The 13,701-nt window shown below is 64.6% G+C and carries 13 protein-coding genes; 8 read left to right on the forward strand and 5 right to left on the reverse strand.

All coding sequences use genetic code 11. The features are described 5' to 3' along the window. The first annotated feature begins 14 nt into the window (after positions 1-14). Genes tssK through tssA form a run of 4 tightly spaced genes read left to right on the forward strand, consistent with a single transcriptional unit; the run spans position 15 to position 7,011 of the window. Entirely contained in the window at positions 15-1,349 is a 1,335-nt protein-coding gene (gene tssK, locus G4G71_RS12705; RefSeq protein ID WP_169938046.1) for a type VI secretion system baseplate subunit TssK, read from the forward strand. A 15-nt stretch (positions 1,350-1,364) separates the two neighbouring features. Continuing rightward, on the forward strand, positions 1,365-2,135 hold the full coding sequence (locus G4G71_RS12710) for a DotU family type IV/VI secretion system protein (RefSeq protein WP_169938048.1): 771 nt from the start codon (positions 1,365-1,367) through the stop codon (positions 2,133-2,135). After that, entirely contained in the window at positions 2,132-5,956 is a 3,825-nt protein-coding gene (locus tag G4G71_RS12715) for a type VI secretion protein IcmF/TssM N-terminal domain-containing protein (RefSeq protein WP_169938050.1), read from the forward strand. The genes G4G71_RS12710 and G4G71_RS12715 overlap by 4 nt, the downstream gene beginning before the upstream one ends. Beyond that, the gene (tssA, locus tag G4G71_RS12720) at positions 5,953-7,011 is read left to right on the forward strand and encodes a type VI secretion system protein TssA (protein WP_169938053.1); all 1,059 of its coding nucleotides are present in this window, start codon (positions 5,953-5,955) and stop codon (positions 7,009-7,011) included. Before G4G71_RS12715 ends, tssA begins: the two co-directional genes overlap by 4 nt. 190 nt (positions 7,012-7,201) lie before the next feature. Here the strand turns inward: tssA and G4G71_RS12725 are convergent, their stop codons facing one another. Beyond that, a complete protein-coding gene (locus G4G71_RS12725) occupies positions 7,202-8,218 on the reverse strand; it encodes a PNPOx family protein (RefSeq protein WP_169938055.1) in 1,017 nt (338 codons plus the stop codon). A 185-nt stretch (positions 8,219-8,403) separates the two neighbouring features. Here G4G71_RS12725 and G4G71_RS12730 point away from each other — a divergent pair, with 185 nt between their 5' ends. Beyond that, a complete protein-coding gene (locus G4G71_RS12730) occupies positions 8,404-9,420 on the forward strand; it encodes an AraC family transcriptional regulator (RefSeq protein WP_169938057.1) in 1,017 nt (338 codons plus the stop codon). A 147-nt stretch (positions 9,421-9,567) separates the two neighbouring features. On the opposite strand, the gene G4G71_RS12735 is transcribed toward G4G71_RS12730, so the two are convergent. Together G4G71_RS12735 and G4G71_RS12740 are read right to left on the reverse strand one after the other, a co-directional pair. Beyond that, a complete protein-coding gene (locus G4G71_RS12735; RefSeq protein WP_169938059.1) occupies positions 9,568-10,554 on the reverse strand; it encodes a slipin family protein in 987 nt (328 codons plus the stop codon). Between the two features lie 568 nt (positions 10,555-11,122). Then, a complete protein-coding gene (locus G4G71_RS12740; RefSeq protein WP_169938061.1) occupies positions 11,123-11,629 on the reverse strand; it encodes a hypothetical protein in 507 nt (168 codons plus the stop codon). A 209-nt stretch (positions 11,630-11,838) separates the two neighbouring features. Here G4G71_RS12740 and G4G71_RS12745 point away from each other — a divergent pair, with 209 nt between their 5' ends. Genes G4G71_RS12745 through G4G71_RS12755 form a run of 3 tightly spaced genes read left to right on the forward strand, consistent with a single transcriptional unit; the run spans position 11,839 to position 12,616 of the window. Beyond that, positions 11,839-12,081, forward strand: coding sequence for a hypothetical protein (locus G4G71_RS12745; RefSeq protein ID WP_169938063.1), 243 nt, complete (start codon positions 11,839-11,841; stop codon positions 12,079-12,081). Beyond that, on the forward strand, positions 12,071-12,271 hold the full coding sequence (locus G4G71_RS12750) for a hypothetical protein (protein WP_169938065.1): 201 nt from the start codon (positions 12,071-12,073) through the stop codon (positions 12,269-12,271). Before G4G71_RS12745 ends, G4G71_RS12750 begins: the two co-directional genes overlap by 11 nt. Positions 12,272-12,310: 39 nt before the next feature. Further along, positions 12,311-12,616: a hypothetical protein gene (locus G4G71_RS12755; RefSeq protein WP_169938067.1), complete on the forward strand. Its 306-nt coding sequence runs from the start codon at positions 12,311-12,313 to the stop codon at positions 12,614-12,616. Positions 12,617-12,629: 13 nt separating this feature from the next. On the opposite strand, the gene G4G71_RS12760 is transcribed toward G4G71_RS12755, so the two are convergent. Together G4G71_RS12760 and G4G71_RS12765 are read right to left on the reverse strand one after the other, a co-directional pair. Beyond that, positions 12,630-13,031: a response regulator gene (locus G4G71_RS12760; protein ID WP_169938069.1), complete on the reverse strand. Its 402-nt coding sequence runs from the start codon at positions 13,029-13,031 to the stop codon at positions 12,630-12,632. A 96-nt stretch (positions 13,032-13,127) separates the two neighbouring features. Then, a complete protein-coding gene (locus tag G4G71_RS12765) occupies positions 13,128-13,433 on the reverse strand; it encodes a hypothetical protein (protein WP_169938071.1) in 306 nt (101 codons plus the stop codon). Between the last annotated feature and the right edge of the window lie 268 nt (positions 13,434-13,701).

Consider the following 13,701-nt stretch of genomic DNA (forward strand, 5'->3'; position numbering starts at 1 on the left):
GAAGGGGGAGTGGCGTGAGAGTTCTGCCTGACGCAGTTTGTTGGCACGAAGGGATGCAGTTGCTTCCCCAGCACTTCCAGCTCCAGGGACTGCGCGCCGAAGTGCTGTCCGCGCGCCTGGTCCATGCGGCCAATCCCTGGTTCTGGGGACTCGAGCACCTGGAGCTGGACCCTTCCGCCCTGAGCACCGGCGTGGTGCGTATCCTCGCGCTGGAGGCGATCCTGCCCGATGGCCTACCGGTCAGCCTGGGCCAGGGCGATACCCTGATTTTCGACGCTACGGCTGCCATCGCTGCGGCCCCCGACGCCAGCATCACCCTCTATCTCGCACTCAGCCCGCTCGCCCGTGGCGGCCAGGTGTTGCCGCTTCAGGGCCGTCTGCAGTCTTCCAGCGGACCGGCGGTGCCGGACCTGGCCAGCGGCGAGAATCCCGAGCCTATCGTTGTCTGGCGCCCGGCGTTGCGCCTGGTGACCGAGGCGCAGCGCGCCGACTCGGTGTGCCTGCCGCTGCTGCGCATCGGCAAGGACGCCGGTGGTTTCGTCCGCCTGCCTTACGTGGCGCCGACTCCGCGCATCGCGCCGGCGTCGATGCTCGGGCAGGTGCTGGTGGCGCTGTGTGCCCATACGCGGGAGAAATGCGTGTTTCTCGCCGGCCGCCTGCGCCAGGCGCAGCAGGCAGAGAACACCGAGGACAGCCAGGAAATCCGCCGCCAGCTGGCCGCGCTCTGGGCACGTCTGCCGGAGCTGGAGGCCGCGCTTTACAGCGGCACAGCGAGCCCGGCGCAGCTGCATGGTCTGCTGTGCGGCATGGCCGGCAGCTGGAGCGTGCTCGACCCACTGGGCGGTGTCCCGGCGTTCCCGACCTTCGATTTCAACGAATTGCTGCGAACCTTCAACCCGGTGATCGAGTGGCTCGAAGTCACCCTCGGGCGAGTTCGCGCCGGCTACCGCAGCCTGGCCTTCGAACGGGCGGGCAAGGACTTCGCCCTGGCCCTGCCGGACCTGCGTTCGCCGGTCCAGCGTCTGGTCATCGGCCTGCGCATGCCGCCGGGTTGCGGCGAGGAGCAGGCCCACGAGTGGCTGTCACGCTGCATCGTCGCCTCCGAGGCGAGCCTGGCCATACTCGGCCGCCAGCGCATGTCGGGGCTGGAACACCTGCCCATGAGCCGTGCCGAACAGATCGCCTACAGCGTGGGGGAAGACACCCACCTGTTCGTCGTGCAGGCAGAGGGTGACTGGTTCGACCCCGCCCAGCGCCTGTGCCTGCGGACTGCCTCGGCAGGTAGCGGCGGGAGTGGCAGTCCCTGGCAGGTCATGCTGTTCATCGTGGACGGCGCCAGCGGCGCCTGAGGCAGGGAAGCGAATATGCTTGAAGGGAATCAGGCGATCTACCCGCCGTCGTTCGGCGAGGCACCCTTGAGTGGTGCTTTCCAGACCGCCTGGCTGGAGTGGCGCAGGCGCTGGGAAGAGCTGCGCGAATCCACCGGCGAAGAAAGTGCGGCCCTCGAGCGGGTCGCCGACGAAGCCCAGGCGGTGGTGCGTCGCCTGTGGCGCAGCGCCAATGCCAGTGTCGGCGATGCCGCCGGCGAACAGGTGAAAGGCATGGTCTACGCCTTCGTCGCACTGCTCGACGAAAGTCTGCTGTTCGATCCCTGGAATGGCCAGTCGGCGTGGCAGGAGCGGCCATTGGAATCCCGCCTGTATGGCACGCGTAACGCCGGGGAGCGTGTGCCTCAGGCTATTCATCGCCTGCTGGATACCCGCGCACCGGGCACGCGTGATCTTGCCAACGTCTACCTGCAGTGCCTGCTGCTGGGCTTCCACGGCAAGTTGCGTGGCCCGAAGGGCGAAGCTCTCCATGAGAAGTGGCGGCACGCGCTGTTCACCCATGCCTGGCAGCGTGACGCCGAGGTGCCGGCGCTGCTGGAGACCTTGGCGCGCCCGGCCGCTGCAGCGCCCCTGCGGCTGCCACTGCGGCGCGCACTGCCCGACGGCTTGCGCCTGACGCTGATGGTTTTCGCCGGCGTCCTCCTGCTCATCGTCATCGGTCACTGGCTGTGGAGCGACGTGCGCGGTGAACTGGCGCCCTTGCTCGACCTGGCCTGTGCGGCCGCCTTCCCGGAGCTGGTGGCTTGAGCGGCTGGCTGGTGCTTGCCCTGCTGTTGCTGCTGGTGGTGGCACTGGTGGCCGTGGGGTTCCTCTGGCTGCGCAGCAAGGGCGGCGAAGCCGTACGCACCTTCTACCTGACCGTACGGCAGATGGAGCAGGACCACGATGTCGCCGATCGCTACGACGTGCCCTGGTATCTCCTGCTGGGCGACCCGCTGCTGGGCGAGCGCCTGGCCGCGGACTGGAGCCTGGCTCCGGTGAACCGCCCGTCCTGGTTCGGCCGCTGGTGGGCCGACCAGGACGGCGCCTTGCTGGCGGTACCGCAGGCCCTGTTCATGCCGGAAGAGGGTGTACCCTCGGCGCTGCAGCCCTGGCGCCGGCTGCTCGGCCTGCTGCTGCGGATGCGTCCGCGTCGTCCGCTGGACGGCGTGATCTGGGCGGTGCCGGCGGAGCGTCTGCTGGACCCGGCCAGTCTGGCCCAGGAGAGCATCCAGCTGCGTCGGCGCTTCAACGATCTGTTGCAACGGCTGGGGCTGAGCCTGCCTGTGTACGTGGTGGTGACCGGGCTGGAAGAGCTCGATGGATTCGCCGAACTGCGCGCGGCCCTGCCTGCCGAGGTTCGCGAGCGACCGCTGGGCTGGGCCTCGCCCCTGCAGGCGGATGCGGCCTGGCAGGGTGAGCATCTGGAGCGCGGCTTCGATCAGGTATTGCAGGCGTTACAGGCGGCAATACTCGAAGCGGGCGTGCTCAAGGGGCAATTGAGCGAGGAGCTGTATCGCTTCCCGCAGGCGCTGGAGAGACTGCGCGAAGGCTTGCGGCAGAGACTGGAACCGGTCTTCCAGGGAAATGCGCTGGGTGAGGCGCCGCGCCTGCGAGGCCTGTACTTCAGCGGCGCGTACCGCATGGCCCCCAGTGCTGACGACTGGGTGCTCTCGGCGCGGGAGGAGGCACCCGCACAACTGCTGTTCACCCAGCATCTCTGGCAATTGCGCCTGCTCGCCGAGCGCGGGTTGGCCCAGGCTGTTCCGCGCGTCCTGCGCCTGCGTCAACGCTCGCAGCGCGTGCTGGGGGTGGTGGCTGGCGTGATCGGCATCTGCTGGCTATTGGGAATGCTCTGGGTCTGGCACGTGGATTCCCGCGAGGCGCAGGTGCTGGGGCAGCGCATCCTGTCCATGCAGCGCGGGCAGGGCGAAGCCGAAGCGGCCGGAGTATCGCCGGAAGAGGCCGCCCGGCAACGCTTGCAGGCCTACTGGGCGCTGCTGCAGGCTGCACCGCGCTGGCACTTCAGCTCGCTGGTGTACCCGAGCTCCTGGTTCTCCGGTTTCGACGAGCACATGGATGGACTGCTGCGCGACCTGACCCGCCGCGAAGTGCTGATGCCCTTGCAGCAGGCGCAGGCTGCCGAGCTGGCCCGACTGCGCGCCATCCGCAGCAGCGAACGTCGCGCCAACGTGCAGAGCGACAGCCCGGAGCAGTGGCCGAACTTCGTTGCTGCTCGCGACTTGGCGCAAGGCGTGCTGGCATTTGAACAGCGCAACCGCTGGTACACCGAGCTGCGCGCCGGCACCTCGAAGAATGTGTTGGAAAGCCTCGGCAAACTGGGTGAGCAGGCTTACGGGCTGACACTCGAACCGGGCTCCCTGCGCAACGCTGGTTACCTGCAGTCGGTGCTCGGACAGGGCATTCCCGATGCTCCCGCGCCGATCGATCCTGGGCCCCGCGAGGGCCAGTTGGCACGCAACTTCGACGATCTGATGAGTCTCTGGCTCGACCAGTTCTTCCTCGCCGACAACTTCGTGCGCCCGGCCGGCTTCCTACGCCTGCACCTGAACGAACTCAAGGCACGACAGGGCAACAGCCTCGAGGAACTGGAAGAGACCGCCGCGCAGATCGATGCGCTGCGCAACATGGTGGTCCTGACCAACGCCGCCTGGAGCCACGGCAATGCCCAGGAGATCGTGCCGGGCTTTCGCGCGATGCTCGACGACGTGCGTCAGTCCTACCTGCTCGGCCCCACGGCGGAAGCCCGGGTGACCAGCCAGGCCAGCAAGCTGCAGCGCGCCTTCCACGACCAGTGGATATCCGCCGCCGGCTCCCGCGACAACCTGTTGCAACTGCAACCCGGCGGTACCCTGGCTTTGCAGGAGCATGTGGTGGCGCTGGGCAGCACCATCGATTCGCTGCTGCGCCAGGACTTCGCCGGCACCGCCCTGCGCCAGCAGACCCAGGACAGCGACCCGCGCCGCATGGGCAATCTTGATGCTCATGCGCTGAACGCTGCTCTGGCGTACTACACCAGCTATCGCAAGTACAGCGAGCAGGAGCAGGCGAGGATACCTGCCGAATATCGCGATGCTCTCGCCGAGAGTGCTAATGCCGCGGCGGCAAGTGCCATGTGGAGCAGCCTGACGCAGTCCGCTCCCTCCAGCGGAGTGCCTTCGAAGAACACCTTCGACGTTCCCCTCGAGCCCGCCGAGCAGGTCCGCGAGGCCTTGGAATCCCTGCAGCGAAGTGATCTGGCAAACGCGCTGGACATGCACTTGACCCGTGGTGCGCTGGCCGATGTCGATGGAGTACTGAAGTCCATCGATACGCTGCCCCTGTTCCGGGTTCGCTCCGAGGTGTCCAGCTGGGACGGCACGCGTAACTTCGGTCTACAGCTGTACCGTTCTACCGATACCCAGGACCTCAAACGCAGCCTTACCCAACAGTTCGAGACCATGCTCGCCTTGAGCGAAGAGCACGCGCCTGCGCTGACCTGGCTGCGTGACCGCGGCAATCTCGGTTTTGCCGATGCAGATAAGGTACGGCGCTTCGCCGACCTCAGCGACGAGCTGATCAAGTACAAGGCGCAGAACCCGACCAGCTCGCCGATGTTGCTCGACCAACTGGTGACGCGCGATTTCGTGGAAATGGACGCCGCCAGCTGCGGCAAGATTCTGAACACCTCCGCGCTGGTGCCTGGGCAAGGCGACGTGGCGCGCTTTACCCGCGGGCTTCACAGCCAGGCACAGCAACGCTGCCTGGAACTGCAGCAGAAGGATGCCGCCCAGGCGTGGGCCGCCATCGCTGACTACTTCAATCAGTATCTGGCCAACCGCTTCCCCTTCGCCTACAGCCTGCAGGCGGAGGACGCTGATCCGGCGCGGGTACAGCATCTGGTGGAGCTGCTCGACCAGAACCTGGGGCGAGCCCAGGAAGGCCTCAAGCTCAGCCAGTCGGTCGATCGGGTAGCGGCGGCAGATTTCCTCCAGCGCCTGCAATTGGCCAAGGCCTGGATGGGGCCGCTATTCCAGCGCGACAAAGGCGGGGCGCAGGGCGTCGACCTCGACGTGCGCTGGCGAACGGACCGCGAGGCCGAACGTGGCGCCGACCAGGTGATCGCCTGGACGCTCTACGCGGCAGACCGCCCGCTGACCTTCCCCGGCAGTGACGGCCAGCGCCTGCACTGGAACGTCGGCGAGCCGATGAAGTTGATGTTGCGCTGGGCCAAGGACAGCCCGCAACGACCGGACATCGACCCGCAACAGGCGAGCATGGCCGTCGCGGATCTGGAAGTGGGCTGGGAATATGGCGGCCCCTGGGCGCTGATGCGCCTGCTGCGGTCACACCTGATCCTGCAGCGCCAGCCCAGCGCCGACTACACCGACTTCCCGCTTGCGTTGCAGGTGCCGGTTCGCATGCCGAACAGCCGCGAGCCCGAGGCGCGGATGTTCCTGCGTATTTCATTGATGACCCAGGACGCCAAGCAACCGCTGTCCGTCCAGCCCTTGCCCGTACGCGCACCGCGCACGCCCTTCAGCGGCATCGGCGTGGCGAACTTTGCCGGCGTCCAGGAGTTTCCATGATTTCAGACGAGACGCTGCAAGCGCTCCTGCAACCTCTTCCGGGTGATTCGCCGTGCGGAGAATCGCTGCGCCATGACCCGCTGATGGATCGCCTGCGCGAGCTACGCCGCGAAGAAGATACTGCGCTACCGGCCGGCGTCTGGCAGGCCGAGCCCAAGCGCGCAGACTGGTTGGCGGTGGCGGCGCTGGCCGAGGAGCTGCTGGCGCGGAGCAGCAAGGACCTGACCATCGCCGGATACCTGGGGGAGGCCTGGATCGTTACCGATGGCCCAGCTGGCCTCGCCGCGGCCCTGGGTCTACTGGCCGATCTTTGCGATGCGTTTCCTGAGCAACTGCACCCGCAGGCCACCGACGGTGACCAGGAGTGGCGCGCGGCGCCGCTTGCCTGGTTGGCGCGGCGCTACACCGAGCTGCTGCTCACGCGTGTGCCGCTGTGCAGCGGCTGGCCACAGACCACTTTGCATGGATGGCAGGAGTTGCAGCGACGGCAGGTTCAGGTCAGTGACAACAAGGTCGACAAGGTGGCGGCGGAGAGTGCGCGGCAGGAGCAGAAACGGCTGAACGAATCGATCCGCAGTGGGGCGGTGAATGGTTGGGCGGCGACGCTGGCCCAGCTGGGCGGCGCGGCCGGTCACCTGCGACGTCTGGATGCCTGGTGTGACCGTCAGCTCGGAGATGCGGCACCGAGCCTGCATCAACTCGCCGCGTCCATCGACGCGTTCAGCAATGTCATCCAGGGATGCAACGCCATGGCCCCGCAAGATTTCGCACCCACCACCGCAGTCGAGACTCCCTCCGAGCTAGAGTCGGCTCCGCTGTCATCATCCAGCTCGCTTCCCATCGGCGGCGCTCCGCAGAGCCGCGAAGAAGCCTACCGGCAGCTCACTGCCATCGCCGAGTACCTGGCGCGCACCGAGCCTCACAGCCCGGTGCCCTACATCATTCGCCGGGCGGTGGAGTGGGGTGGCATGCCGTTGAGTGCACTGATGGACGAGCTAGTCCACGCTGACCCAGAGGCTCGTAGAGTGTGGATCATGCTGGGGGTACTGCGTTAGACCCTGACTTGGATCTGTTCCGCGTGGATGACCTGAACCGGCCAATACCAGCCGGTCGTATGCTTACATGACCGGTTAGAGCAGAACCTCGCTGGAAAGCGCGACGGATTCGGATGCTGACGGACAGCAATAAGCATCCGGCTGGGCAAGGTACAGAAGGGCACTTAAGCCGTAGCCTACGCCCCTCGCCTCAGTAGAGATGGCGCAGGTCATGCTTGACCACCGCATCGACCACCAGGCTGGTGGCCTTGCCCAACAGGCCCGTACCGTTCATGTGCTCGGACAGCATCTTGGAAAAGGCTGGAATCTGCCTTTCGTCCAGGTGTGTTGCGCGATCCCACAAGCCCGCGGCCAGCAGTTCTGGGCAGTGCTGGAAGCGATAGCGCTCGACGTTCACGATGGTAGCGACCCGAGGTGGCTTGCCGTTGATTGCCAGTGGGGCGAGCAAGTTCGCGTCGTTGCTCAACCAGGCGCGCCCGGCCACGGATAAAACCGTGTCGGCGCCGGGCTGAAGGAAGGACAGGCGCAAGGCGCCATCGGCGAGGATATTGCTCAGGCTGCAGGCAACCTTGTTGCCCGGGCGTTCTGGCACCAGAAGAGTGTGGTGATCCAGTACCTGGACGAAACCGGCCGGATCACCTCGTGGCGACATCTCGGTGGCATCGGCTTGGCGCTGCGTGAGCATCAACAGGTAGGGCGATGCGGCGATGAAGGCCTGTGCCGTCTCGGACAAGGCCTGCCCGGTGTCAGATACAAAGGGCCTGGCGTGCTCTCTGGCGCGCCAGAAATCGGCGCGTACCTTGGCTCGCGAGCAGTGCAGGAACAGCGCCTCGGCGCGAAACTCCAACAGCTTTCCGGCCCGCAGGGTGCCCCGGCCATTGGCACGCAGGCTGAAGCCCACGCCGGGCAGGACGAAGTACAGGCTGCAGGCCAATTCCTCTATCGGCTGCTGTGGGATCGCCTTGTCTGCCGGCCAGGGCAGCAGGATGTCCTGGCCCTCGGCCCGTACCACTGGATGGTGGCGCAAATCGAGGTACTCGATATCCAACCGCGGGTCGGCAAAGCCGACCGCGCAAACCGCTGCCTGGCGGATCATCAGCAGGCAGTACTCGTCCAGGCTGCGTTGTAGGCGTTTGTGCATCATCGCCGGTGGTGGTGGAATCAGTGCGCGCAAGGCGGATAGCGATTCGATTCTGTGCTCGGGCATAGCAGGTCTTCCTGTGCCATGGTCGTGTCGTCGATGCTAGGCAGTCCGATGACGGCTGGCCATGGCTCTGCGGTTCAACCTGCATGGCTTCTGGTTGCAACCTGCACTTGCCAGGCCGATGGCTGGCCGCCGCTCTGCACCGTGCGTTAGAGTCGTTACCTGCGCAACTACCAAGAGCAAGCCCGATGGTCAGAAGTACCACCGTATCGGCCGTCGCAGTGCTGGATCTGCACGACCAGTTGCTGCATCTCGGCGTGGTCACTGAAACCCAGTTGCGGGAAGCCGGGGTGGAGGGTGCCAAACTTCTCGACCAGGGGGCTGCGGCATCGCCGATCCAGGAGCAGCGTGTCGACGAGACCCAGTTACTGGCGCTGTGGCAGCTCGCCGCGAACAACACGCAATTGCCGCATATCGGCCTGTTGATCGGGCAGACCTTCAACCCTGCCACGCATGGCGTACTGGCTAGTTGGTTGTGCCAATGCAGTCGGGTGAGCGAGGCGCTGGAAGTGTTCCAGCGGCATATCGCGCTGATGAACCCTTCGGAGAGCTGGCAGTACAGTGAAACGGCAGATGCTCTGGTGCTGGATATCACCTTCGCCCCCGGCAAAACCTACCCGCAGGCCGCCATCGAACGCAGCATGAGTGCAGTGCTGCGCTGGAGCCGGGAGATGACCGGCGTAGAGTTGCGGCCTCTGGCCTGCGAGTTCGCTTTCCCATCCCCGGTCTACCATGCGCACTATGTCGAACTGTTCGGCAGCGAGCTGCGCTTCGACAGCGAGAGAAACAGCCTCCACCTGCCGCGCGACTTTCTGCAGCATCCCATTCTCGGCGCCAGCGACTACCTGCGACAGATGCTGGAGTCTCGTGCAAGGGCGACACTCGCACAGCTGCAAGACGCAGATACGCTCGCCGGCATGGTGCGTCGCTTGATTCTCGCAAGCCTGCCCGAAGGCATGAGCATCGAGCCAACCTGCCAGGCGTTGCACGTCAGTCGCACCACGCTCTACCGACGCTTGAAGGAAGAGGGCACCAGTTTCAGCGCGCTGGTGGCGGAGGTACGTCGCGAGTTGTCCGTGGAGCTGATTCGCCAGGGGCTGCCCGTGGCGACGGTCAGCGAGCGGCTGGGGTTCAGGGATACCAGTACTTTCCACCGTGCCTTCAAGCGCTGGTTCGACCGCCCTCCGGGAGCCTTTCGAGACTAGCGATGGGCTGGCCGCTTTCGGCGTCGATGGCGCGTTAAGCGAGGTGATTGAATTGCCCCTGAAAAAGTAGGCACCTGCGAACCTCAATGCAGGAGACTGGCCTGCTGCGAATCAGTCCGCTACTGGCCGGAAGCGGACAAATCCTGTCTAAGGAACGGCTGCATCAACCCGTTCGGCGTGCACGCCTGCTGTGCTGCGTTCATCCTGGCTGCGCCCCATCGTTGATGGTCTGTCGATGTTCGCCTGCACATTGACTCGCGGACTCTCATGCGAAGGTTCGTCGCTGGCATGGATCGTACCGGCCTGGGTGGCCACCGCAGCTGCGACGGCGACGGTCGGATTCATGCTGTCGACCATGGAGCTGGGAATGAGGATGGTGGTTCCGCGCTCCTTGGTGGTCTCGTAGATGATGTTCATTGCGCGCAACTGCAGGGCCGTAGGCTGACCGGCATAGATCGTGGCTGCTTCCACGAACCGTCCGGCGATTTCCGCTTCTGCGGAGCCCAGGATGATTCGCGCCTGCTTCTCGCGTTCGGCCTGCGCCTGGCGTGACATGGCGTCCTGCAATGCCACCGGGATGGCCACGTCGCGGATCTCCACCGAGCCGACGGTGACACCCCATTCCTGGGTCTTTTCACCAATCTCGCGGCACAACTGCTGATCGGAGCTGCGTCGATCGGATAGCAGCGCGGCCAGCATCGACGAGCCGATCATTTCCCGCAGAGAAGTCTGTGCTACCCGGTCGATGGCCTGCCGGTAGTCGGTGATAGCCAGTGCCGCTTTGCGGGCGTCGTGCACGTGCCAGAAGATGATGGCGTCGACGTTCACCGGCACTGTATCGCGGGTCAGTGCCTGCTCGGCATTGAACGCCGTGGTCTGGATTCGCTCGTCGATCACAGCGACGACGCTGTCCAGGACCGGAATGATCATGAACAGTCCGGGCCCGCGCACGCCTTGCAGGTTGCCTGCGCGCAACACGACGAATTTCTGCCAGGTATTGGCCATCTTGAGGGACAGCGAGACGACCAGTGCGCACACCAGCACAACGATGCCCACAACCGAGTGGCCAAGGTAGATAAGGACGGCACCGATGGCCGTCAGAACCATGACGATGAAGAGGGTGATGGGGTTCATGGTGTCCTCCTGCATTCAAGCGCAACGCTCATTTGAAGATTGCGCCTGAGGCGTTCGTCTGTCTGTGCGCTAGACCACTGGAGCAATCCGCTGGGAAGGGCCCCGCGAGCACCGCCGGTCTTTGTGAGGGGCTAAGCGCGCTTGCGTACCGACGCCAGGAGTTGCGACCTGCCATGGTTGCATTCCGTCAACACCGAGCTGGCCTGGCGTTTAGGCACGTCCTGGCGATCAGCAGTGATCGGCTCACCAGAGGTCGCCATGAAAAAACAACCGGGAACAGTTCCGGATAGCCCGTCGCCAGCCGGTGGGGGTGTCAGGCCCACACTGCCGGGCGGTGAATATGGCTCTCCCGCCGAGCGATATTCATTTCGAGATCGCGACAAGAAACAGCCGACGCTGCCGCCCTCGGTTGATCCGGCTGAAGACCTATCACAGGCTCCGCACAAGTCTCCGGGCGATCCCTCGGAGGAGTAGTTCCCGCCGAGCGTGCGATGGCGAACGGAGGGCCATCCTGACGCTGTTGTCCGTCGGCTGCCCGGAGTCGGCCGCTGCGTCGTCATGTGCCAACTCAGACCAGGCTGATGTCCATGTGCGCACCGACTCCGGGCGCTCTTTCGATGACTTCGAAGGCGCGCAGGGTTTCGCGCGCCGAGTGGGTCTCGGCAAGCAGAACGACATTTCCTGGCAGGAGGGTGTACCCGAAGGGATGGTCGTCCTGGCTGACGTTCGCCGAAGCGCCGATTGCCGCGCCCGCCAGCCCTCCCACGACAGCACCCCAGCCCAGCAACTCGAGCAGCGGCGAGCCGCCGAAGAGGCCTGCTCCGGCGTTCGTCATGGCGATTGCGAGCAGCGCACTGACCAGCAGGCCGAACAGCGTCCCGACGGCAACGCCCTTGATGACCTGCCTGAAGGGGCGCCGCTTCGCGCGCAGGCGCCCGGAGGGCACCAGTTCCTGGTTGTCGAATATGCGCACTCGATCCAGACGAATGCCTAACCCCAACAGGTCCTGTTTCGCGCAATCGGCCTGTGATCGTCGGGTGAACACACCTGAGACCTGATGGCAATAGTGGGTCATGGTTGTTCTCCTGCAGTGCGACCTTTCGAACCAGTTTCCAGCATCCGCGAAGCCAAGGCGTCGGTCCGTCTGTTAACGCACGTACCGGTGCCCGTTATTGGGTGACCAGCGCAAGTGGGCTACCGCACCGACAACCTGGTGAAAGGTTGTCATTGTCGCTCCCTCCACACTCTGCATGGTGCAGGAGTGGGAAGCGCGGCGAGGCGACCATGAACCAGACAGGCAAGCAAGGCCCCCATGGCGGGGCCGCTGAACCCAAGGGGAAGACTCATCCGCAAGGCAGACGCAACGAAGCGCCGCGTCTGCCGGGCTCAGATAACTACTCCAATCCGAAGACCAGAGCGGAAGCGGTACTCCAGCAATCGCTGGAGGTCGATTCTGCTGGAAATCCGACCCATCGACCGGAGAAGGGCACGAAGCCCGGCCGCGCCGGAGATGTTCATGACCAGTGATGCGCCATCGATGGATGACTACAGAAAACGCAGTGTGGCGGCGGGTCTGCGGCGCCAATGGCGGCATGCGGTGATTCTCTGCAGGAGGGCATGGCGTCAGCTGTCCATGACGACACACCCTGTGCCGCAGGCCAATCGCCAGATCAGGGTGAAAGAAACGCCGGTGGTTCGGCGCAAGCCGCGTCGTTGATCGCGCAACTGCCGGTTGCGATGGAGGTCACCAGAGCCCATGAACAGATTGTCACTGATCGATGCCGGGAAAATGCTCGACACCTGGCTTCCGGGATACTCATGTGCACTCTCTCGCTCCGCCATGGGCTCCATCAGTCTTCAGCTCATGTCCTTGCTGCAGGGGGAGGGAATTACGTTCGTGGGCATCGGCCAGCATTGCCTGCAAGGCGCGCAAGCGCTGAGAACGCTCAGTCAATCGTTGCAGGGAGAGCTGGCCCTCGTCTTCACCCCGCCTGCAGAGGAATTACAGGTTTTGGCACGCAGAGTTGCCGAGGATGAGAACCTGGACTTCGAGTGTCAGTAGCCGTCGATTGCAATCAGGGCTCCTCCTCACCACCAGGTGTCCTTCGTTCCAGGAGCGCACGAAGAGTGCCCTCGAGCGTTGCGAGGTCCCATGGCTTGGCCAGGAACGTCGAGTTCTCGGGCGGCTTTCTGCGCTCCGGCCCATTGAGTCCCGAGGTGATCACGACGGGCGTCGAGGGACAGTGCCGCAGAGAAAATCTGGCAACGTCGTAGCCGTCGAGCAGCCCGACCATCTGAATGTCGGTGATGATCAGATCGACCCGCGTGTCCGGCTGCTTCAGGTACTCGATTCCATCTTCGGCGCTGGAGAAGGCGGTGACCTGCGCGTCGAGAAGATTGGCCAGGATCTGCGTCATCAGAATGCGGACGGTCAGCTCGTCCTCCAGCAGGAGGATGTGCGGTGAAATACTGCCCATGTCGTTGTCATCCAGTCCAGGTTGCCAATGCTCGAAAGCTCCCGTGGGACAGGGAGCGCTCGGCCATGTGATCCTCTGCTGGTGTGCGGGCGCCCATCATGGCTTGCCACCAATATCCCCGGGCAAGCTCGGCGCCTGGTCTTCCGTACGGGCTGATGTGGCCGCGGTTTCCTTCGGCAATGTGGCCTCTATCTGATGCGGCGCCTCCACTCCCAGTTCCTCCAGCATGGGTAGCAACTCGGTGCAGAACTGCTGCAACTGGGTCTCGGAGAGCGCCGCAAAGCCATGGGCGAGGATGTAGCGGGCGATCACATCCTGTGGACTGTCCGGCGTGAGCGCCGATTGCGCGATCAGATGGCGCAAGTCCTCGTAGAACCGTGCATTGATGTCGTTCGATTCCATGACAGTCACCTCTTCAGCGGACTAGGGAATTGCCCTGAGACGTATCGGCGCTCGGGGGCTGGACGTGCATTCGATGCATGGAACGGAACCAGCGTTTCCTGTGGGGGAGGCAATGACACAGGCCATTGATTAGACGACCTGCCTTTCATTGGAATAGTGCGATAAGAATGATCAATGCGCCTGGCAGGCACCGAGCCGAGCCTCAGGCGGCCGTTAAGTGCGCAACCGCACCGACGTCGTAGTCCTGGTCTGCGAAGGTTGGAGTCAG

The sequence above is a fragment of the Pseudomonas multiresinivorans genome (assembly GCF_012971725.1).
Taxonomy (GTDB): Bacteria; Pseudomonadota; Gammaproteobacteria; order Pseudomonadales; family Pseudomonadaceae; genus Pseudomonas; species Pseudomonas multiresinivorans.